The following is a 21162-nucleotide window of genomic DNA, read 5'->3' as shown; positions in this document are numbered from 1 at the left end:
GTTGCGTCGAACTATCAGGCGCCGACGTTCTCGCGGGACTTGAGATAGGTGAACTCTCCTACGTCGCTGAACGGCCGCACCAGCTTCTGGAAAGCCAGATAGGATTCGTAGACCTTGGCCGAATCGGGGTCGCTCTCCACCTGCTGCTGGATGACCTGCTGCGAGGACTCGTAGAGGGCCTCCATGACGTCATCGGGGAAGGTGCGCAGCTGCACGCCGTGCTCTTCCACCAGGGTCGCCAGCGCCTGGGCGTTGCGATAGGCGAACTCGCTGATCATCGCCAGGTTGGAGGCACGAGCCGCCTCGGTCACCACTGCCTTGAGATCGTCGGGCAGAGCGTTCCAGGCGTCGAGGTTGACAGTACCTTCCAGCACCGCGGAGGGCTCGTTCCACGGCGAGGTGTAGTAGTAATCCGCCACTTGGTGCAGGCCGAAAGCCATGTCGTTGTAGGGGCCGACCCAGTCGGCGGCGTCGAGCACACCGGTCTGCATCGAGGTGAAGATCTCGCCGCCGGGCATGTTGACGGTGGTTACGCCGATGCCGTTCATGGCTTCACCGGCCAGGCCCGGCAGGCGCAGCTTGAGCCCCTGCATGTCCTGAAGGGAGTTGATCTCCTTCTTGAACCAGCCGGCCATCTGGGCGCCGGTGTTGCCGACGGCGAACGGCTTGAGGTTGTGCTTGCCGTACACCTCGTCCCACAGCTCCTGACCACCGCCGTGATAGAGCCAGGCGTTGGTTTCGGTGGTGTTCATGCCGAAGGGCACGGCAGTGAAGAACTGCGAAGCGGCGACCTTGCCACGCCAGTAGTAAGCGGCGGAGTGGCCCATCTCGGCCGTGCCTGCGGCAACGGCATCGAAGACTTCCATGGCAGGCACCAGTTCGCCGGCGCCATGCACGCGAACGCGCATGCGGCCGTTGGAGAGCTGTTCGATGCGCTGGGCGAACTCATTGGCACCGGTGCCCAAGGCCGGGAAGTTGGTCGGCCAGGAGGTGACCATGTCCCAGGTGATGGTTTCCTGCGCCTTGGCGGTGGAAACGAAAGGCGCGGCGACGACGCCGGCGGCACCGAGGCCGACGGTCTTGATGAAATTGCGGCGTTGCATGGCGAGCATGACTCCGGGTGGTTGTTCTGAGTCGCGTCTAATCAAGCGCGATGTGTCCGTCTGTGAGTATGCTTAATGCCAATTTGGGCAGCAAGGCCGCCTTTTGACGTAGACGTCAACGTACAACTGATACGCTGATTTACGTCGTGAGCGAAGCAGTAAAGCGGCGTATCCCTACAGGGGAGTGAGCTTGGCAAATCCAAGCACCAGCCACTTGTCGCCCTCGCCCTCGAAGCTGACCTGTACCCGGGCACGCGCACCCTCGCCCTCGGCATTGAGGATCACGCCTTCACCGAAGACCGGATGCTGTACCCGCTGGCCGAGGCTCAGGCTGGGCAGGTCGCCACCAGGGTCGACCGTGGTCTGGCGCGATAGCCCCACCGCCGGGCGCATGGCCGTCACCGGCCGTGAGATCTGGCCGCGCAGGCGCACCTCTTCCAGGTGCTCCGCGGGAATTTCGCGCAGGAAGCGCGACGGCCGCTGGAAAGTCTCCTTGCCGTGCAGCCGGCGGATCTCCGAATGCGTCAGGTAGAGCTTGCGCATGGCGCGGGTCAGGCCGACATAGCAGAGTCTGCGCTCCTCTTCGAGGCGACCGGGCTCTTCCAGCGACATCTTGTGCGGGAACAGCCCCTCTTCGACCCCGGCGATGAACACCACCGGGAACTCGAGTCCCTTGGCCGAGTGCAGGGTCATCAGCTGCACGCTGTCTTCGAACTCATCGGCCTCGTGTTCGCCGGCATTGAGGGCCGCCTCGGCAAGGAAGGCTTCCAGTGCCACGACCCCTTCGCCGGCCTCGGGCGGGTCGAAGGACTCGCCCTGGGTGAAGGCCCTGGCGGCATTGATCAGCTCTTCCAGGTTCTCGACCCGGGCCTGGCCCTTCTCGCCCTTCTCGTTACGGTGATGCTCGATCAGGCCGGACACCTCGTTCACATGGGTGATGATCTCGTGCAGCGCCATGCCGGAGGTGTCGTTGTCGAGCCCATCGATGAGATCGGTGAAGGCCTGCAGCGCCGCACCGGCACGCCCTTTCAGCGAACCGTCGGCCAGGCCGTCGTGCAGCGCCTGCCACAGCGACACACCGACGAGGCGAGCGCGCTCGCGCAGTTGCTCCACGGTGCGGGTGCCGATGCCACGGGGCGGCACGTTGACGATGCGCTCGAGCGAAGCGTCATCGTCACGATTGAGCAGCAGCCGCAGATAGGCCAGGGCGTTCTTGATCTCCAGGCGCTCGTAGAAGCGATGGCCACCATAGATCCGATAGGGCATGCCCTGGCGGATCAGAATCTCCTCGAGCACTCGAGACTGGGCGTTGGAGCGGTAGAGAATGGCTACATCACGACGGCGATATCCCTCGTCGACCTTCTCCTTGATGGTGTCGACGATGAAACGCGCCTCGTCGAGGTCATTGAAGCCGGCATATACCGAGATCGGCTCGCCGCGGGCACCGGCCGTCCACAGCTCCTTGCCCATGCGCTCGGCGTTGTGGCTGATCAGCGCATTGGCGGCATCGAGGATGGCGCTGGTGGAGCGGTAGTTCTGCTCCAGCCGCACCGTCTTCGTCTCGGTGAATTCCCGCTCGAAGCGACGGATGTTCTCGATCCGCGCCCCGCGCCAGCCGTAGATCGACTGGTCGTCGTCGCCGACCACTGTCATCGGCGTCTTCATGCCGGTGAGCAGCTTGAGCCAGGCGTACTGCAGGGTATTGGTGTCCTGGAACTCGTCGACCAGCACGTGGGCGAAGCGCTCCTGGTAGTGGGCCAGCAGCGCCGGATTGTCGCGTAGCAGCTCCAGGCTGCGCAGCAGCAGCTCGCCGAAGTCGACCAACCCACCACGCTCACAGGTGAGCTGGTAGCGCTCGTAGAGCTCGACCATCTGGGCCATGTAGGCGTCGCCGTGAACGTCGACCTGATGTGGACGCAGCCCCTCTTCCTTGCAACCTGAGATGAAATACTGCACCTGGCGCGGCGGGAAGCGCTCGTCGTCGACCTGATGCTCCTTGAGCAGGCGCTTGACCAGGCGCAGTTGGTCGTCGGAGTCGATGATCTGGAAATGCTGCGGCAGCCGCGCATCCTGCCAGTGGGTGCGCAGCAGGCGATGAGAGATGGAGTGGAAAGTGCCGACCCAGACGTTGCGCAGCGACAATCCCAGCAGCGCTTCGAGGCGGGTGCGCATCTCGCGCGCCGCCTTGTTGGTGAAGGTCACCGCCAGCACGGCATAGGGCGACAGGCCCTCTGCCTGCATCAGCCAGGCGATGCGATGCACCAGCACCCGGGTCTTGCCCGAGCCGGCGCCGGCCAGCACCAGCATATTGCCCTGGGGCGCGCTTACCGCCTCGCGCTGAGCCGGGTTCAACTGATCGAGAATCGCCGTGACGTCATCCATGGAAGGGGTCTGCCGCTGGAAAATTGATCGCCCAGCTTAGCATATCCGCCCGCCCTATCCTTGGCGCGGGCGCCGCTCACTTCAAGGCTTGCCTTCCTGCTCTGGAAACCTCAACGGCGTCAGGCTCTTCTTCACCGCCTTGAGCTGCTCGGCGAGCCGAGGCCCGCGGGTCTTGGCCACTCCCACGGCGAGCACGTCAACCAGCACCAGATGGGCAATGCGCGAACTCATCGGCGTATAGATCTCGGTGTCCTCGTGCACGTCGATATACAACGGCAGGGAGACCTCCTCGGCCAGCGGCGAGCCGCTGGGGCACAGGCCGATCACCGTGGCACCCGCCTCGCGGGCCAGGCGCACGCTGGCCACCAGGGCGCGGGTGCGGCCGGTCTGGGAGATCGCCACTACGACATCACCCTCCTTGAGCGTCACCGCCGACATGTTCTGCATGTGCGGGTCGGCATAGGCGGCGGTGGATATCTGCAGACGGAAGAACTTGTGCTGGGCGTCGAAGGCCACCGCACCGGAGGCACCGAAGCCGTAGAACTCGACACGATTGGCCATCGCCAGGGCCTGGATCGCCCGGCTCAGGGCCTCATTGTCGAGGCGGTCACGCACCGACAGCAGAGTACCGACGGTGGAATCGAAGATGCTTTGGGAGAACTCGGCGACGGAGTCGTCGTCGTTCATCGAGAACTGGGCGAACTGGCTTCCCGACGCCAGCATCTGCGCCAGCTTGAGCTTGAAGTCCTGAAAACCGTTGCAGCCCAGCGCCCGGCAGAAACGTACCACGGTTGGCTCGCTGACCTTGGCTTCGGTGGCCAGATCGACGATGCGCATGTGGATAACTTCATCGGGATTGCGAAGCACGAAGCGCGCCACTTTCTGCTCGGAGCGGCGGAAGTGCTCCATGCGGCGTCTCATTTCATCGAACAGGGCGCGGCTCACGCTGAACTCCTTGGTAGACGTACGCAGAGGTTCAGTATGCCTGAACCGACTCGCTTGGGGGAATTTCCGTGAAAGCGTGAAATGGCCCACTTCGTCATGAAACTGTCAAGTAGGGTATAGTAAAGATGCTGTGATTTTGATCTTGCTGCACTGAAGAAGATAAGGCACAGAAGAAGAAGGGAGAGTCGATCATGAGTAAGGTCGAACGGGTTACTTCCGTCAAGAACGAACTTCTCGATATCTTCATGAGCATCAACGTCGCCGAACACGAGAAGCGCTCCCGCAGTGCCGCCCAGCGCAACCTGCGTGCCCGGCGCGGCATCGAGCTGCATCAGGAGTTCAAGCAGCTGGAGCGTGATATCGCCGATCTGGTCGACGACGAGAGGCACTGAAACGGCCGCTTGACGCGGCCGTAATGCAAGCGCTCCAAGCCCCGCAACCCGGGGCTTGGAGGCGATCGTCACCCCAGCAGGGAGTGGACGAATACCGCTATCACGCCAAGCGGTGCAACGTAGCGCGCCACCACGTGCCACAGCTGCTCAGTGCCGCCCGCCAGGTTCAATTCGGCCGCCACGCTGCGGCGCTCCAGGCACCATCCAACGAAGATGATTGCTCCGAGCCCGGTCAGCGGCAGCAGGATCTTGCTGGTAAAGGTATCCAGCAGATCGAATACGTTGAGCCCCATCATTACCGGCTCCGGCCAGACGTTGAACGACATCAGCGCCGCGATGCCCAGCAGCCAGACCGCCACACCGCCCGCCAGGGTCGCCACCACACGCGACAGCGGCGTACGCTCTTCGACGAATTCCACTACCGGCTCCAGTAGTGAAATGGCCGAGGTCAGCGCAGCGAAAGTCAGCAGCAGGAAGAACATCAAGCCCAGCAGCATACCGCCGGTCATGTTGCCGAAGGCCAGCGGCAAGGTAACGAAAATCAGTCCCGGGCCTTCACCGGCACTCAGGCCATTGGCGAAGACGATGGGGAAGATCGCCAGACCGGCCAGCAAGGCAATACCGGTATCGAGGATGATCACCGTGCGCGCCGTACCCAGCAGGTTGACGTCCTCGCCCAGGTAGGAACCGTAGGCCATCATGATGCCCATGCCCAGCGACAGGGTGAAAAAGGCCTGGCCCATGGCCGCCAGTACCACGTCCCCGGAAAGTGCACTCCAGTCCGGGCGGAACATGAAGGCCAGCGCCTCACCGAAATGACCGGTGGTCATACCGTAGCCCACCAGTATCAGCATCAGCACTACCAGCGCCGGCATCATGGTGCGTACCGCACCTTCCAGCCCCTTGGTCACGCCGCGCGCCACGATCCACACCACCAGTGCCATGAACGCCGTGTGCCACAGCAGCAGCAGGCCGGGGCTGCCCAGCAGACCGGTGAAGATGGCGCCGACGCCATCGGCGTCCTGCCCAGTGAAGGCCCCGGTGACCGAGCCCAGGGTGTAGGAGAGCGACCAGCCGCCGATCACGCTATAGAAGGAAAGAATCAGGAAGGCAGCCAATACCCCGCTGGCACCTACCAGCGCCCAGGCCTTGGGCTGGCTGTTCTTGCCGGCCAGCTCGGCCATGGCATTGATAGGATTCTTCTGGCCACGTCGACCGATCAACCACTCGGCAACCAGCACGGGCAGGCCTACCACCGCCACGCAGGCGAGGTAAACGAGTACGAAGGCGGCGCCACCGTTGTCTCCCACCATGTAGGAGAAGCGCCAAATATTGCCTAGCCCCACGGCCGAACCGGCAGCCGCGAGCACGAAGGTCATCTTCGATGACCACTGCGCATGGACGAGTTTAGACATGGTTCACCTATTGTTGTGTATCTGGTTGTTGATCTGTCTCAAGCGCAAAAACACAGAAGATAGGAAGGTTTTTCGCTCGAATGTCGGCAAATCTATCCGATCATACGCTCGAAGGCCAGCAGCGATGGGGAGTCAGAAGAGACTCGTTTGACGCTCCCCGGCAAAGTCGCCCAGCGGCTGCAGGCCGACGTCATCGGAAAATGCCTGGTAGAGCCGCCTGGCCAGCTGCGGGGCGTGACGGTTGTTGGCAGTATGCACAAACAAAAAAGGGGTTTTCCCCTGTTTTATCCACAGGCTGATCTGATTTACCCAGGGCTGGAAGTAATTCCAGTTGATCGACTCATCGAGATGCCCAATGAAGCGAATCAGCGGTTGCTCTCCCGTGGAAAGCACGTGTAATGGGCATCTTGGCTTTTCACTCTGGGCGTGGGCCAGCGCCGGACTGCCCTCCGCCGGCGTCGAGAACAGGGCGCGGACGTCCAGCATGGCACGATTGGCGCCGTGAGTTATCAACAGGCGGTTCAAGGCAACTTCGGCCGACCCCTTGTGGAAAAACTCGGGATGGCGAACCTCAACGGCACAGGGAATCCCAGCCGGCCAGCGGGCGAGCAACGCCTCGAGCCGAGGCAGTTCGGCGTAACCGAAATCTCGCGGCAACTGGACGAGAAGCGGCCCCAGGCGATCGTGCAGCGGCGCCAAGGCTTCGAGAAAGGCATCGAAATCCGCCGCCACGTCCTGGAGTCGCCGCTCATGAGTCAGTGTCGCCGGAAGCTTGAAGCAGAAGCGGAAGTGAGCAGGAACCTGGCACGACCAGCCTGCCACCGTCTCCGGCCTGGGCGCACCACTGTAGAAGGTCGTGTTGCCCTCCACCGCAGAGAAAACCCGGGCGTAGTCGGCCAGCCAGCCCTGCTGGCCCGCATAAGGCGGGTAAAGGGAGCCACACCACTCGGGATTGGCCCACATGGGCAAACCCAGATACAGTCTGGACAACCTTGTCATACTCCTGTAACAAAAATAATCGGAAACGACGCCAGACGAGTGGCAGCATGAGCTGCCTCGCCCCACGCTGCACAAGGAAGAGGCGCCTCTGCTGCGCCCCGACGCCAATGGAAACGACGCTCAATCTTGCTCTGTTCGCCCAGATGAACGCTGCGCCCGACAGCGACCCACGCCTGTTGCTGCTGGCAGAGGTCTTCGCCGTCTACCTGATCTGGCTGGTGCCGGCCCTGCTGGTCATTGGCTGGCTTCGCGGTAGCGACCGATTGAAACGCCCCCTTCTCGAGGCTTTCGTAGCCACCCTGCTGGCCCTGACGGCGAGTTGGCTAATCGGACATCTGTGGCCCAGCCCGCGGCCGTTCATGATCCCCGTTGGGCAAACCTTCCTGGAGCATGCCCCGACCCCGGCCTTCCCCAGCAACCATGCCACGATCATGCTGACCATGGCCTTCAGCCTGCTGCTGCATGCCGGAACCCGACGCATCGGGCGCTACCTGCTGCTGCTGGCGGTGCCGGTGGCCTGGGCACGGGTCTTTCTCGGCGTGCACTTTCCTCAGGACATGCTCGGTGCATTGCTGCTGGCCGCGAGCATGGCCACGCTGGTCGGCGCCAGCCGCACCTGGCTGATCCTGCCGTTCTACCATCATGTGGCCATGCGGCTCTATCGCCTGCTGTTCGCCCCGCTGATTCGCCGTGGCTGGGTGGAGCGCTGAGCGCACTCCACCCGTTGCCATAGCAGGGTTGCCGAAAGGTAACTCAGAACTGCTCCAGCAGCCACTCTGCGGGTTTGCCGTTCATCAGCAGCTGGCCGTCCAGCAGTTGCAGCGTCAAGGTGTAGCGGCCGTCCTCTTCACGACGTACGACACCAAGCTCGAGCATCGGCTCCACGCTGCCGGCCACTACGTCCTTGGCCATCGCATCGAGTTCGTTGCCCGAAAGCATTCCGTTGTACTGCTGACGCAGCGTCTCGCGAGCCACCCTGTGCAGCAACATGGCGGAAGCATCCACGTTCAGATCCAGCCGATTCTGCGGATCGAGCAGGAGGCTGGCATCCAAACCGCCAAGGTCCCGCAGCAGCATGTCGGCTTCCAGCCCCAGTTCGACACCCGCATCGCCCATGCTGAACGACGCCGGCTTGATGGTGACGACGGAACGGTCCGCCATCAGTGCTTCCCCGGCGTGCTCCATGCGCTCGAAGATGGGCATCAAGGCATCGGGGTCGTCCAGTTGGAAGCTGCCGATGGCTTCGTAGATCAGGCTCCACAGCGTGTCGTACTCGGTTCGCGACAGTTGCCCGTAGCTCGATTCGACATGAAACGCGATCGGTTCCTCCACGCCCTGGATTCGCAGGTCGTTGGCCGACCACAACTGTGCGACCTGGAAGTGCGCCTCGGATTCCGGCTCGAGACCCAGGCGGAAGTTGGCGCTCTGCGCCGTAAAGCCCGGCGAATGCTGCTCGCGTACCGTCAACCCATCGAGGCTGATGGCCAGTTGGCCATACCAGCTGTTGCCACCCTGGCGGGATGCCGCGATATCGGCCCCTAAGCCATCCATCGTCAGGTAGAGATCGGACGCTTCGGATTCGACGCCCCGCATCGCGAAATGCGCAGTGAAGTCTTCGAAACGCCCCTGATCGTCGAACAGGAGCTTGATCTCGACGTTCTGCCCCTCGATACGGGAATCGCTCACCTGATCCAGGTCGCGGCTCTCCGTCTGCATGGGCGCATCGTCCGAGTGGAAGGAGATCTCACGCAGTTTGCCCTGCGGGAAGGATGCCGTGAAGTTGGTCGTGGAACCCTCGAAGATGTGGATGGCGGAAGGCTCCTCCAGCCGGGCCTGCCCCAGGCGATTGGTGCCTTTATACTCACCGCTGGCCGGGTCGTAGCGGAATTCACCGCCCAGGTAATCGGCTTCGTAGCGGATATCCAGGCCAGCATCGCTGAGCAACGGTCCCGCAACCAGCACCATCTCCATGGGCGCCCATTCGCCCTGTACCACCTGGTCGAAACCGACCCTGGCATCATAGCGAGACAAGGCCGCCTCTTCTTCCAGTTGGATCACTTGCTCGAACAACCAACCCGATGCCTCGGCCCGCCCCTCGAGCTTGGCCAGAGCACCAACGAAGGGGCCGTGGGTAACCCGATCGCTGACGTAAACCCTAAGCGGCTCCCCGCCGAACTCCAGCCCCATGCTGGTAGAGAGGAGTTGTTCGTATGCCTGGGCAAACTCCGGCTCGAGAATGAGTTCATAACTGGCGCGCGCCTCGAACCAGTCACGCTCATACTGCAGGTTCTCTACCTGGATATAGCCAAGGCTCTGTAACTGCTGTAGATATTCGGCGTAATGCTGCTCGATCTGGCGCCCCAGCCAGTAGGGGGCTCCCAAGCCTACAATGACCGCCAAACCTGCGATGACGACTACGGTGCGCTTCAGGAAACTTCCCTTACGATTCTGTCCTTTCCCCACGACGATGTCCTTTTCTCGTTCTTCGTTTAATTGAAATTAGGCAGCAATAAGCCACGCTTATTGCTGCCGGACTTCAAAAACGAAGTTTAACGACAAGAAACGAGAAAAGTAAGATTACTCACTCTAGTTCATTCTACCGTCACCGACTTGGCCAGATTGCGCGGCTGGTCGACATCGGTGCCCTTGAGTACGGCCACGTGATAGCTCAACAGCTGCAGCGGCACGGTATACAGGATCGGAGCCAGAGCATCGTGCACGTGGGGCAGATGCAGCACCCGGACGCCCTCCTCCTCCGCAATGCCGACCCGCTCGTCGGCGAACACGAACAGCTCGCCGCCCCGCGCCCGCACTTCCTGCAGGTTCGATTTCAGCTTGTCGAGCAGCTCATCGTTGGGCGCCACCGAAACCACCGGCATCTCGCTGTCGACCAGGGCCAACGGGCCGTGCTTGAGCTCACCTGCCGGATATGCCTCGGCGTGGATATAGGAGATCTCCTTGAGCTTGAGAGCTCCCTCCAGGGCAATGGGGAAGTGCGCACCGCGCCCGAGGAACAGCGCATGATGCTTCTCGGCAAACGCCATCGACAGCGCCTCGATGTCGCCGTCCAGCTCCAGTACACGGCTCACCAGCCGCGGCAGCGCACGCAGCCCGGCCACCACTTCGGCCTGGGTCTCGGCGTCGAGCCCCTTGACCCGCCCCATGGCCAGGGTCAGCAGCATCAGCGCGGTAAGCTGGGTGGTGAAGGCCTTGGTGGAAGCGACACCGATCTCGGGGCCGGCCTGGGTCATCAGGGTCAGGTCCGATTCCCGCACCAGCGAGCTACCCGGCACGTTGCAGATCGCCAGGCTGCCGAGATAGCCCTGTTCACGGGCAAAACGCAGTGCCGCCAGGGTATCGGCGGTCTCGCCGGACTGTGACAGGGTGACGAACAGGGTGTCGTCAGGTACCACCACGGTGCGATAGCGATACTCCGAGGCCACCTCCACCTGCACGGGTATCCCGGCATAGCGCTCGAGCCAATAGCGTGCCACCAGACCGGCGTGGTAGCTGGTACCACAGGCGACGATATGCACCTGCTTGACCCGTTCGAAAAGCGCCTCGGCGTCAGGACCGAAACACTCGGCCGGCACCGAGCGCTCGCCCAACCGCCCTTCCAGGGCCGCCGCGATCACCGCCGGCTGTTCGAAGATCTCCTTCTGCATGAAGTGGCGATACTCACCCTTGCTGGCGGCGCCGTCGCCATGCTCGAAGGTCTGTACCGGGCGCTGTACGGCCTGCCCCTGGGCGTCGAAGATCTCGATACGAGCGCCAGTGGCGAGACGCACCACATCGCCTTCCTGAAGGTAGATGAAACGATCGGTAACCTGCAGCAGCGCCAGCGGGTCAGAGCCAAGGAAGGCCTCGTCGATGCCTACGCCCACTACCAGTGGGCTGCCCTTGCGCGCTCCGACGATGACGTTTGGCTCGTCGGCGTGCACCACGGCCAGCGCGTAAGCGCCCTCGAGGCGTGCCAGCCCCCGCTGCACGGCGGCCAGCAGGCCATCGCCGTGCTGATACTCGCGCTCCAGCAGGTGGGCCACCACCTCGGTGTCGGTCTGTGAGGAGAAGGCATAGCCAGCCGCCTGCAGTTCACGGCGCAGCGGCTCGTGATTCTCGATGATACCGTTGTGCACCACCGCCAGCCGGTCGCCCGACTGATGCGGGTGGGCATTCTCCTCGCTGGGCTTGCCATGGGTGGCCCAGCGAGTGTGGGCAATGCCACAGCGGCCCGGCAAGGCGGCTTGCTCGAGCATCGCCTCGAGAGCGGCCACCTTGCCCAGCGCCCGGCGCCGATGCAGCTCACCGGAGCTGGCCAGCACGGCCATGCCGGCCGAGTCATAGCCGCGATATTCCAGCCGCCTCAGTCCTTCGAGCAGGATGCCTTCCACGTTGCGCTCGGCAACGGCACCGACAATTCCACACATGACGATTCCTCGCGCTTGCTTCAGTCTCGGGTCTTCTTGGCCGGCCGCACCCAGTCGGTCTTGCCGATCTGGCGACCACGGGAAACGGCCAGGGCGTTATCGGGTACGTCCTTGCTGATGGTCGAACCGGCGCCGACCGTGGCACCGCGACCGACGCTGACCGGCGCCACCAGGGCAGTGTTGGAACCGATGAAGGCCTCGTCACCGATATCGGTGTGGTGCTTGTTGGCCCCGTCGTAGTTGCAGGTGATGGTACCCGCCCCGACGTTGACGTCACGCCCCAAGCGCGCATCCCCCACGTAGCTCAGGTGGTTGATCTTGCTGCCCTCGCCCACCTCGACGTTCTTGGTCTCGACGAAGTTGCCCACCTTCGCACCCACCGCCAGACGAGTACCGGGGCGCAGCCTGGCAAAGGGGCCGATGCGGTTGCGCCCGGCCGCCACGGCCCCCTCGATCACGCTGTGGGGCTCGATGACGGTCTCGGCGCCGATATGGCTGTCACGTATGACACAGTGGGGCCCGATACGCACGCCCTCTCCCAGCTCGACGTCGCCTTCGAACACGCAGCCGATGTCGATCTCGACGTCGTGCCCGCAGCTCAAGCGACCGCGCACGTCGATGCGTGACGGATCGAGCAGCGCTACGCCCTCGGCCATGAGCCGATCGGCAATGTGCCGTTGATGAGCGCGCTCGAGACGAGCCATCTGCAGCCGGTTGTTGACCCCTTCGACTTCCAGCGGATCGGCGGGCTGGGCGGTGGCGATGGCGACCCCCTCGGCGGCGGCCATGGCGATGACGTCGGTCAGGTAGTACTCGCCCTGGGCGTTGTCGGCAGAGAGCTGCGGCAACCAGCGCTTCAGTTGGGATGCGGTCATGGCCATGATGCCGGTATTGCATTCACGGATCGACAGCTCATTCTCGCTGGCATCCTTCTGCTCGACGATGGCCACCGCCTGGCCGTCAGCGTTGCGCAGAATCCGTCCGTAGCCGGTCGGATCATCCAGGGTCACGGTGAGCAGCCCCATGCGCGACTCGCCCACCTCTTCCAGCAAGGCCGCCAGGGTCTCACGCCGGATCAGCGGTACGTCGCCGTACAGCACCAGCACCTTGCCGTCGCCCAAACCATCCAGCGACTGGGCCACCGCGTGGCCGGTACCCTTCTGTTCGGCTTGCAGCGCAAAGCGTACCGGGTAGCCGCCGAGCGCCTCGCGTACCCGCTCGGCACCATGGCCGACCACCACGTGCAGGCGATCTGCCTCGAGTTCTCGGGCGGTATCGAGCACATGGCACACCATCGGTTTGCCGGCCAGACGATGCAGCACCTTGGGCAGGGTCGAACGCATCCGCGTACCCTGCCCGGCTGCGAGAATCACCACATCCAGGGTCATCGAAGACTCCTTGTCCATTCGATTGGCTCCAGTTCATCGGGGGCCCGGCGACCCGACCCTCTGCTGTTTGCAGAGGGCGGTCGCACCGTTCTCAACGCGGTGGCTTCAACGCACTTCCAGGCCCATCTCATCGCTCAGTTCCCTGCCGAGGTAGTCGGCGAAAGCGGGGCTCGCCAAGCTGTTCCAACTTTCGTTCTCACGCACCAGCAACAGCACCTTGAGGCCTTGCTCGCGAGCCAGTGCCAGGCCTTGCTCCTCGCCCATCACCATCATCGCCGTGGCCCAGGCGTCGGCCCAGGCATTGGAGGGATGCGCTACTGTCGCCGACGCCACATGATGCTCGATGGGATAACCGGTACGCGGGTCGATGGTATGCGAGAAGCGTTGCCCATTCTCTTCGAAATAGTTTCGGTAATCGCCTGAGGTCGCTACCGTGATGTCGTGCAGCGGCACGATATGAGTGGCTTCCTGGCGGTCGTCGAGTGGCGCTTCGACGCCGATGCGCCAAGGTTCGCCTTCGCCATCACGATAGCCGCGCGTGGCGAGATCGCCGCCCAGGTTGACCAAGTAGTGTTCGATGGACTGACCATCCAGATAGGCGGCAACCCGGTCGGTGGCGTGCCCCTTGGCCACGCCACCGAGGTCGACGAACACGTCACGCAGCCGACGCGCCTGCATCCCGTTCTCGTCGATCTCGACGCTGTGGGGACCGACCTCGTCCAGGCGCGCCTGCAGGGTTTCGGCATCGGGCACCTCGCGCGGGCGTGCCTCGGAGCCGAAGCTCCACAGGTTGACCAGTCCACCGATGGTCACGTCGAAGGCGCCGCCGCTTGCTTCGGACACCGACTGGCTGATGGCCAGCACCTCGATCAATTCGTTTGAGAGTGGTTGCCACTCCTCGAGCGGCGCCTGGTTGAAGGCCATCAGCTCCGAGTCGTCGCGATAGATCGACATGGCGGCGTCCACCTGCTCGAGCACTTCGAGCAGCCCTTCCTCCAGTTCCCGCGCTTGGCCCTGGGTCAGGCTATCGGCAATGGTCACCTGGTAGAAAGAGCCGAAGATGCCCCCCTCCAGGCGAACCGGTGACTCCAGCGGGCGCTCATTCTCGGAGCAACCGGTGAGCAGTAATCCCAGGCACAGCGTACAGGCCACCACAGGACGCAGGACAGAGTTCATGGTAACAGGACTCCTCGATAGAGTGATGCGTGGCTACCAGAAGATCCACAGCAGCCATAGTCCGAGCACGATGCGATAGACAACGAAAGGCTGCATGCCGATCCGTTTGATGAAGGCAATGAAGTAGTGGATGCAGAGATAGGCGCTCAGCCCCGACAAGAGCACGCCAATCGCCATCGCCTGCCAATCGATGTCGCGTGGCATCTGCACCAGCCCGACGATTTCCAGGCCCGAGGCCAAGGCCGTCACCGGGATCGACAGCAGGAACGAAAAGCGCGCCGCTCCCTCGCGACTCATGCCCAGCAGCAGCGCTGCGGTAATGGTGATACCGGAACGCGACGTGCCGGGTATCAGCGCCAGCACCTGCGCCAGGCCAATCAGCAGTGCATCGCGCAGGGTAAGTTGATACTCGTTTCGCCCCGAGCGCTTGTGCCAGTCGGCATAGCCCAGCAGAAGGCCAAAGGCGATGAGGGAAAAGCCGATCAGCAGCGGCGAGCGCATGCTGATTTCGATGATGTCGTGAAAGGCAAAACCGACCGCGCAGACCGGAATCGTCGCCAGCAGCACCCACCAGGCCAGTCGGGCATTCGGATCGTCGGTTCCCTGGCGCAGGGTACGCGTCCGCAGAGACATTACCCAACTCGCTCCCATGCGCTGCAAGTCGTGGCGAAAGTAGAGTACCACCGCCATCAGACTGCCCAGGTGCATCGCCACGTCGAAGACCAGCCCCTGGTCGTTCCACTCGGTCAGCACGGGCACCAGAATCAAGTGGGCCGAACTCGATATGGGCAGGAATTCGGTCAGGCCCTGGACCACTGATAGCACGACGACCTGAAGCCAATCCATATGGCGCTCTCCTGGTGACAAGGACATGCGCAGCCTGGCAGCAAACGCACGGCAGGACGCGAAGAGGATACACGGACCCTGGGCGCTTGTCCGCCGCGTCTCGTTACAATTCCGTTCGACGGTGCATGTGTTGCGTATTGCCGACACCAGGCTGGGTCAGGCACGTCGAGGGGAGGATTGTCTTTCCACCGCCGTGCTGGGCTTGCCGGTCTAGCGCTTCAACTGTCGCGGCGGGAGTGCGAGAATGAAAGAGAATCGTTCGCCTCTCGCCGACCCAGTGAGGCGTTCTGGTAGGTCTGCCCCAACGCAAGGACGAAATGGAGCCATTGCAGCATGATCGCTACACCCGACCTGGCCGTGAACAACCGCGATGCCAAGCGCGCCACCTACGTGGCGGCCTGGCTGGACGGGTTGCTGGGCTGTGCCAAGGTCGTGGTGGGCACGCTGGTCGGGTCGGCAGCCCTGGTGGCCGACGGCATCCACTCCTTCTCCGACCTGGTCACGGACGGCTTCGTGCTGGCGGCAACCCACTATGGTCGTCAGGCGCCAGATCAGGATCACCACTACGGTCATGGACGTATCGAGACGCTGGCCACCCTGCTGCTCGGCAGCGTGCTGATCTTCGTTGCCGGTGCCATCGCCTGGTCGAGCCTGCAACGCTTGTTTGCCGGTACCCAGATCGCCGCTCCGGGTGTCTGGGCCATGCTGCTTGCCGTGGTCGCCCTGCTCGCCAAGGAGGCGCTGTTCCACTACACCATGCGGATTGCCAGGCGCGTGAAGTCGAAGCTGCTCGAAGCGAATGCCTGGCATTCGCGCTCCGACGTGCTCTCCACCGCCGTGGTACTGGTTGCTTTGATGGGTGCCCAGTTCGGCATCGGCTGGCTCGATGCCGTGGCCGCAGTGATCGTCGGCCTGCTGGTGGGCAAGGTAGGCTGGGACCTGCTGTGGGAATCGGCGCGCGAGCTGGTCGACACCGCCCTGCCCGCCGATGCCCAGCAGCAGATGCACGAAGTGGCCTGCACCGTGCCAGGCGTCGAGAGCGTCCACGACCTGCGCACTCGTCAATCCGCAGGCTGGGCCATGGTGGATCTACACATCGTGGTGGGCCCCATGGTCAGCGTGTCGGAAGCCCACGAGATCGGCAACGAAGTGAGCCGGCGTCTACGCGGCTCCTTCCCGGCGCTTACCGACGTAACCTTCCATATCGACCCCGAGGACGACGCCGGTGAGGGCGACCCAAGCCGCTTCCCGGGGCTTCCCCTGCGCCCGGAAGTGGTCGCCGCGCTCGATGCACGCTGGAACCATCATCCGGTATGGCGCAACCTGACCGATCTGCAGCTGCATTACCTCGACGGCAAGGTTTCCGTGTCGCTGATCATTTCCGACACGATCCATCAGCCACCCCAATGCCTGGCCAGCCAGTTGAAGGCTCAGGCCGGAGATATCGAGTGGCTGGGCCATGTCGAGGTGCTGTTCGTGACCCGCGCTGCCAGCGCAATGCGCTAGTCCGCAGGCCCAGCGCTAACGACTTCCGACCTGACTTCAGACTTGCAACAAGACCATTACCATCAGCCAGCTTGCCAGCAGCATCGGCAATGACCAGCGATGGAAGTCCCGCCATAGCCCTTTCTCACGGCAAAGCCGCAGAGCAATGATGTTCGCCATCGAGCCAATAGCCAGGCCGAACCCGCCCACGCTGACGCCCCAGGCCAGACGTCGCCAATCATCACTGAAGCCCTCCAGCAGAATGGCGGCCGGGACGTTGGATATGCCTTGGGACAGCACCGCTCCCGCTGTCAGTATCCCGCCGGGCCAGGTAACGAGATGTTCGACGAGGCTTACCATCGGATCGAGCATGGCGGCAAGACCAAGCACAATGAACATCAGCACGAAGACCAGCAGCAGCAGCCAGTCCACGTAGCGCACCACACGGGGTTCGAACAGCAGGTAGAGCCCAACGATCGCCACGGCGCCTGGCAGCGCCAGCCCGCTGTCGATCAGCGTCAGCAGGGGTAGGTAGAGAAACAGCGACACCCCAGCCAGACCAGGCTTCAGTGTCGGTAGCGAACCGGTCGGCACCACTCTGATGGTATGGGCAGGAAAAGCCAGCGGGATCGCTGCCAGCACCATCACCATCAGGCCCAATGCCAAGGGTGCCATGGCGCCGAAGAAGGTCAGGAAGCCGACCTCCGCGTTCTGCCACAGGAATAGGTTCTGGGGGTTGCCAATGGGGCTGATCGCCGAGCCGGCATTCACCGCCAGCGCTTCGAACACGACCAATCGACCGATCGGTAGCGTGGCGACCAGGCGCAATCCCAAGGTCAGCGGCACCACGATGAATAGCGCCACGTCGTTGGTCACCACCGCCGAGAGAACAGCCGCCAGCAGCACGAGTGACAGCGCCAGTTGGCGCTCACTGCCAACCAATGCCACCAGGCGACGGCCGGCCCGGGTAAGGACACCACTATCCTCGAGACCGCGGGACAGGACCATCAGCCCCGCAAGCGCCGCCAGCGTGTCCCAGTGCACCAGCCGATGCAGGCTTCCAACCTGTTCGGGCAAGGCCAGCAACAGCGGCGGCAGGGCCACCAGCAACATCAGCAGCAGCGCGTCCTGGCGTAGCCTCAGCAACATCACTCGCAGCACGATTGCCCCACTTCACCGGCCCGGGGGCTTGAGACGAAGGACCTCGCTCACAGCCCCGTCAACACCGCTGTGGCAATGGTGAAGTAGATCACCACACCACTGGCATCGATCAGGGTGGTCACCAGCGGCGCCGAGGCCGTGGCCGGGTCCCAGCCCACGCGGTTGAGAAGGAACGGTAGGCACATCCCGAGCAGGCTACCGAACAACACGATGGTGACCATGCTGGCCGCTACCACCATGGCCACCGCCTCACCGCCGCGCATTACACCGATGGGAGCCACCGCCAGGGCCATGGTCAGACCCAGCGCGCCGGCCACCAGCAGTTCGCGCCCGAGCAGCTTGCCCCAGTCCTTGACGCCGACGTCGCCAGTGGCCATACCGCGCACCGTCAAGGTGGCGGCCTGGGCGCCGGCATTGCCACCGCTGCCGATCAGCAGCGGCAGGAAAAACACCAGCACCACCTGAGCGGCAATGGTGTCCTCGAAGTAGGCGATGCCGGCACCGGAAAAGAGGTTGGCGAATACCAGCAGTACCAACCAGGTAACCCGCTTGCGATAGAGGCTCCAGATCGGCACCCGGCTGACACCATCCTCCAGCTGGCCGATGGACATCCCCTTGTGGAAGTCCTCGGTGGCCTCCTCCTCGGCCACGTCCATGGCATCGTCGTGGGTGACGATACCGACCAGGCGCTCGTCGTGATCGATAACCGGTACGGCCAGCATGTCGTAGCGGGCCACCAGACGTGCCACCTCCTCCTGCTCCTCGTCCACCGGCACGCTGATCACGTCCTTGATCATCAGGTCATCGACCTGGGCACCGGGACGCGCCACCATCAGCTGACGCAGTGACAGGGTGCCAGTCAGTTTGCCTTCCGGCTCGACGATATACAGCTGGTAGACCGTCTCGGCGTCGGGGGCGGTCTGGCGCACTCGCATCATCGCCTGGGAAACGGTCATGCCGCTAGGGATGGCGACATAGTCCGAGGTCATGATCGCCCCGGCGGTGCCCTCCTCATAGCTGGCCAGACGCTTGAGATCCTCACGCTCCTGGCGTGCCATGCGCCTCAACAGCACTTCCTTGCGATCCTCACCGAGCAGGTTGAACAGGTCGGCACGCTCATCCGAACCCATCTCCTCCAGCACCGAGAGCAACACCTCGTCGGACATGGCTTCGGCAATCTCGACCTGAACCTCGCCTGGAAGGTAACCCAGGACGTTGGCACGGCGCTCCAGCGGCAGGCAGTCGAGCAGTTTCAGTACGGTAGGAAGATCCCCGTCGTCCTCGGCCATCTCTTCGAGTATCTCGGAGAGATCGGCAGCACGTAGTTCGGGCAGCCATTGGTCGAGGCGTTCGCGATCATCCTGCTCGGCGGCGAGGATCAGGGTTTCCTTGTGTTCCTGCAGCTGTTCGCTCAACGACATGGCGTTCTCCTGAAACCCTTACGCAAGTGGGGAGGAAACCCTGCGTGGCAGGCATGAGTTTGGGCTCGGACTCCCGGTACCAGTGGCCTCATGATAACAGAGACGAAAAAGCCCCTCGAACAGTGTTCGAGGGGCGCAGCCCGGTCTTGCAACCGTAAGCCGGATTAGCCTTTGCCGGCCTTCTTTCGTAGCTGCTGAATGGTGCGCAGCTGGGCCACGGCCTCAGCGAGTTCGGCGGCGGCGCGGGTATAATCCAGCTCCGCCGACTTGTCGTTGAACGCCTTCAGCGCATGCTGTCGGGCTTCCTCGGCAGCGGCCTCATCGAGGTCACCGGCACGGGAGGCTGCATCGGCCAGCACGGTGACCACGTCCGGCTGCACTTCCAGGAAGCCGCCGGAGACGTAGAAGTTCTCTTCCCGTCCGCCATCGTGGATCACGCGGATCGGCCCCGGCTGCAGCTCGGTCAGCAGCGGCGCGTGCCCGGGCAGGATGCCCAGGTCGCCCATGATGCCCGCTGCCACGACCTGTTCGACTTCACCGGAGAAGATCGAGGCCTCTGCGCTGACTATGTTGCATGTGAAGCTGTTCGCCATAGCGAAGTCCCCTTGGTGGACGGCCTTACTTCATCTGGTTGGCTTTCTCGACGGCCTCGTCGATGCTACCCACCATGTAGAAGGCCTGCTCCGGCAGGTTGTCGTATTCGCCATCGAGGATGCCCTGGAAACCGCGGATGGTCTCCTTCAGCGACACGTACTTGCCCGGAGAGCCGGTGAACACCTCGGCGACGAAGAACGGCTGCGACAGGAAGCGCTGGATCTTACGCGCACGGGCCACGGTCTGCTTGTCCTCGTCGGACAGCTCGTCCATGCCCAGGATCGCGATGATATCCTTGAGCTCCTTGTAACGCTGCAGCACCCCCTGCACACGGCGGGCGGTGTCGTAGTGCTCCTCGCCGACGACCAGCGGGTCGAGCTGACGCGAAGTGGAGTCCAGCGGATCGATGGCCGGATAGATACCCAGTTCGGCGATCGAGCGCGCCAGTACCACGGTGGCGTCCAGGTGGGCGAAGGTGGTGGCCGGCGACGGGTCGGTCAGGTCGTCCGCAGGCACGTAGACGGCCTGTACGGAGGTGATCGAGCCTACCTTGGTGGAGGTGATACGCTCCTGCAGGACGCCCATCTCGGCAGCCAGGGTCGGCTGGTAACCCACCGCGGAGGGCATACGACCCAGCAGTGCGGACACCTCGGTACCGGCCAGGGTGTAACGGTAGATGTTGTCGACGAACAGCAGTACGTCGCGGCCTTCATCGCGGAACTTCTCGGCGATGGTCAGGCCGGTCAGGGCCACGCGCAGACGGTTGCCCGGCGGCTCGTTCATCTGACCGTATACCAGCGATACCTTGTCGATAACGTTCGACTCGGTCATCTCGTGGTAGAAGTCGTTACCTTCACGGGTCCGCTCACCCACACCGGCGAACACAGAGTAGCCGCTGTGCTCGATGGCAATGTTGCGGATCAGTTCCATCATGTTGACGGTCTTGCCTACGCCGGCGCCGCCGAACAGGCCGACCTTGCCGCCCTTGGCGAACGGGCAGACCAGGTCGATCACCTTGATGCCGGTCTCGAGCAGCTCGTTGGAAGCCGCCTGCTCGGCATAGGTCGGTGCCGGGCGGTGAATGGGCATACGCTCCTGTTCACCGATATCGCCGGCCTCGTCGATCGGCCGACCCAGCACGTCCATGATGCGACCCAGCGTCTCCTTGCCCACCGGCACGGAGATCGGCGCCCCTGTGCTGGTGACTTCCAGACCACGCTTCAGGCCCTCGGTGGAGCCCATGGCGATGGTACGCACCACGCCGTCGCCCAGCTGCTGCTGGACTTCGAGCACGGTCTCGGAGTCGGCGACGTTGAGCGCGTCGTAGACCTTGGGAACCGAGTCCCGCGGAAACTCGACGTCAATCACCGCGCCGATGATTTGTACGATACGTCCGCTCATCTTGCGATCCTCTCAAATACCTGCAAA

General features: G+C 63.3%; 17 protein-coding genes. 3 read left to right on the top strand and 14 right to left on the bottom strand.

Features of this window, described 5'->3' with window-relative positions:
• Window positions 1–14: 14 nt before the first annotated feature.
• The 3 genes from SPH52_RS13510 to hexR form a co-directional block, all read right to left on the bottom strand.
• Window positions 15–1103, bottom strand: coding sequence for a TRAP transporter substrate-binding protein (locus tag SPH52_RS13510; RefSeq protein WP_411795553.1), 1089 nt, complete (start codon window positions 1101–1103; stop codon window positions 15–17).
• Window positions 1104–1277: 174 nt separating this feature from the next.
• Window positions 1278–3485 carry a DNA helicase II gene (gene uvrD, locus SPH52_RS13505; RefSeq protein ID WP_411795552.1) on the bottom strand — a complete coding sequence of 736 codons (2208 nt, stop codon included), beginning with the start codon at window positions 3483–3485 and terminating at the stop codon, window positions 1278–1280.
• A gap of 81 nt (window positions 3486–3566) precedes the next feature.
• On the bottom strand, window positions 3567–4430 hold the full coding sequence (hexR, locus tag SPH52_RS13500; protein ID WP_411795551.1) for a transcriptional regulator HexR: 864 nt from the start codon (window positions 4428–4430) through the stop codon (window positions 3567–3569).
• 191 nt (window positions 4431–4621) lie between these two features.
• Here hexR and SPH52_RS13495 point away from each other — a divergent pair, with 191 nt between their 5' ends.
• The gene (locus SPH52_RS13495) at window positions 4622–4822 is read left to right on the top strand and encodes a PA3496 family putative envelope integrity protein (protein ID WP_234271390.1); all 201 of its coding nucleotides are present in this window, start codon (window positions 4622–4624) and stop codon (window positions 4820–4822) included.
• Window positions 4823–4890: 68 nt separating this feature from the next.
• Here the strand turns inward: SPH52_RS13495 and SPH52_RS13490 are convergent, their stop codons facing one another.
• The gene (locus tag SPH52_RS13490; RefSeq protein WP_411795550.1) at window positions 4891–6237 is read right to left on the bottom strand and encodes a sodium-dependent transporter; all 1347 of its coding nucleotides are present in this window, start codon (window positions 6235–6237) and stop codon (window positions 4891–4893) included.
• Window positions 6238–6369: 132 nt separating this feature from the next.
• Window positions 6370–7236: a DUF72 domain-containing protein gene (locus tag SPH52_RS13485; protein ID WP_411795549.1), complete on the bottom strand. Its 867-nt coding sequence runs from the start codon at window positions 7234–7236 to the stop codon at window positions 6370–6372.
• A gap of 107 nt (window positions 7237–7343) precedes the next feature.
• On the opposite strand from SPH52_RS13485, the gene SPH52_RS13480 reads away from it, so the two are divergent.
• Complete coding sequence (locus tag SPH52_RS13480; RefSeq protein WP_411795548.1) at window positions 7344–7946, top strand: phosphatase PAP2 family protein; 603 nt, start codon at window positions 7344–7346, stop codon at window positions 7944–7946.
• Between the two features lie 43 nt (window positions 7947–7989).
• Here SPH52_RS13480 and SPH52_RS13475 read toward each other — a convergent pair whose 3' ends face one another.
• The 5 genes from SPH52_RS13475 to SPH52_RS13455 form a co-directional block, all read right to left on the bottom strand.
• Window positions 7990–9699 (bottom strand): DUF945 family protein, encoded by a 1710-nt coding sequence (locus SPH52_RS13475; RefSeq protein ID WP_411795547.1) that lies wholly within the window; start codon window positions 9697–9699, stop codon window positions 7990–7992.
• A 128-nt stretch (window positions 9700–9827) separates the two neighbouring features.
• Window positions 9828–11663, bottom strand: a complete 1836-nt coding sequence (glmS, locus tag SPH52_RS13470; protein ID WP_411795546.1) for a glutamine--fructose-6-phosphate transaminase (isomerizing) — start codon at window positions 11661–11663, stop codon at window positions 9828–9830.
• Window positions 11664–11683: 20 nt separating this feature from the next.
• Window positions 11684–13051: a bifunctional UDP-N-acetylglucosamine diphosphorylase/glucosamine-1-phosphate N-acetyltransferase GlmU gene (gene glmU, locus SPH52_RS13465; protein ID WP_411795699.1), complete on the bottom strand. Its 1368-nt coding sequence runs from the start codon at window positions 13049–13051 to the stop codon at window positions 11684–11686.
• Window positions 13052–13156: 105 nt separating this feature from the next.
• Window positions 13157–14227, bottom strand: coding sequence for an FAD:protein FMN transferase (locus SPH52_RS13460; RefSeq protein WP_411795545.1), 1071 nt, complete (start codon window positions 14225–14227; stop codon window positions 13157–13159).
• A 33-nt stretch (window positions 14228–14260) separates the two neighbouring features.
• Window positions 14261–15073 (bottom strand): undecaprenyl-diphosphate phosphatase, encoded by an 813-nt coding sequence (locus SPH52_RS13455; RefSeq protein ID WP_411795544.1) that lies wholly within the window; start codon window positions 15071–15073, stop codon window positions 14261–14263.
• A 333-nt stretch (window positions 15074–15406) separates the two neighbouring features.
• On the opposite strand from SPH52_RS13455, the gene SPH52_RS13450 reads away from it, so the two are divergent.
• On the top strand, window positions 15407–16579 hold the full coding sequence (locus SPH52_RS13450) for a cation diffusion facilitator family transporter (RefSeq protein ID WP_411795543.1): 1173 nt from the start codon (window positions 15407–15409) through the stop codon (window positions 16577–16579).
• A gap of 36 nt (window positions 16580–16615) precedes the next feature.
• Here SPH52_RS13450 and SPH52_RS13445 read toward each other — a convergent pair whose 3' ends face one another.
• The 4 genes from SPH52_RS13445 to atpD all read right to left on the bottom strand — a co-directional run bounded on the left by SPH52_RS13445 (window position 16616) and on the right by atpD (window position 21135).
• The gene (locus SPH52_RS13445; protein ID WP_411795542.1) at window positions 16616–17719 is read right to left on the bottom strand and encodes an SLC13 family permease; all 1104 of its coding nucleotides are present in this window, start codon (window positions 17717–17719) and stop codon (window positions 16616–16618) included.
• 47 nt (window positions 17720–17766) lie between these two features.
• Complete coding sequence (gene mgtE / locus SPH52_RS13440; RefSeq protein ID WP_411795541.1) at window positions 17767–19140, bottom strand: magnesium transporter; 1374 nt, start codon at window positions 19138–19140, stop codon at window positions 17767–17769.
• Between the two features lie 164 nt (window positions 19141–19304).
• A complete protein-coding gene (locus SPH52_RS13435; RefSeq protein WP_411795540.1) occupies window positions 19305–19733 on the bottom strand; it encodes a F0F1 ATP synthase subunit epsilon in 429 nt (142 codons plus the stop codon).
• A 25-nt stretch (window positions 19734–19758) separates the two neighbouring features.
• Window positions 19759–21135, bottom strand: a complete 1377-nt coding sequence (gene atpD / locus SPH52_RS13430) for a F0F1 ATP synthase subunit beta (protein WP_411795539.1) — start codon at window positions 21133–21135, stop codon at window positions 19759–19761.
• Window positions 21136–21162 lie beyond the last annotated feature (27 nt).

This window comes from Halomonas sp. A29, assembly GCF_046723295.1.
GTDB lineage: Bacteria > Pseudomonadota > Gammaproteobacteria > Pseudomonadales > Halomonadaceae > Halomonas.
The sequence above is the reverse complement of the archived record's forward strand: the minus strand, read 5'-3'. Positions and strand labels throughout refer to the sequence as shown.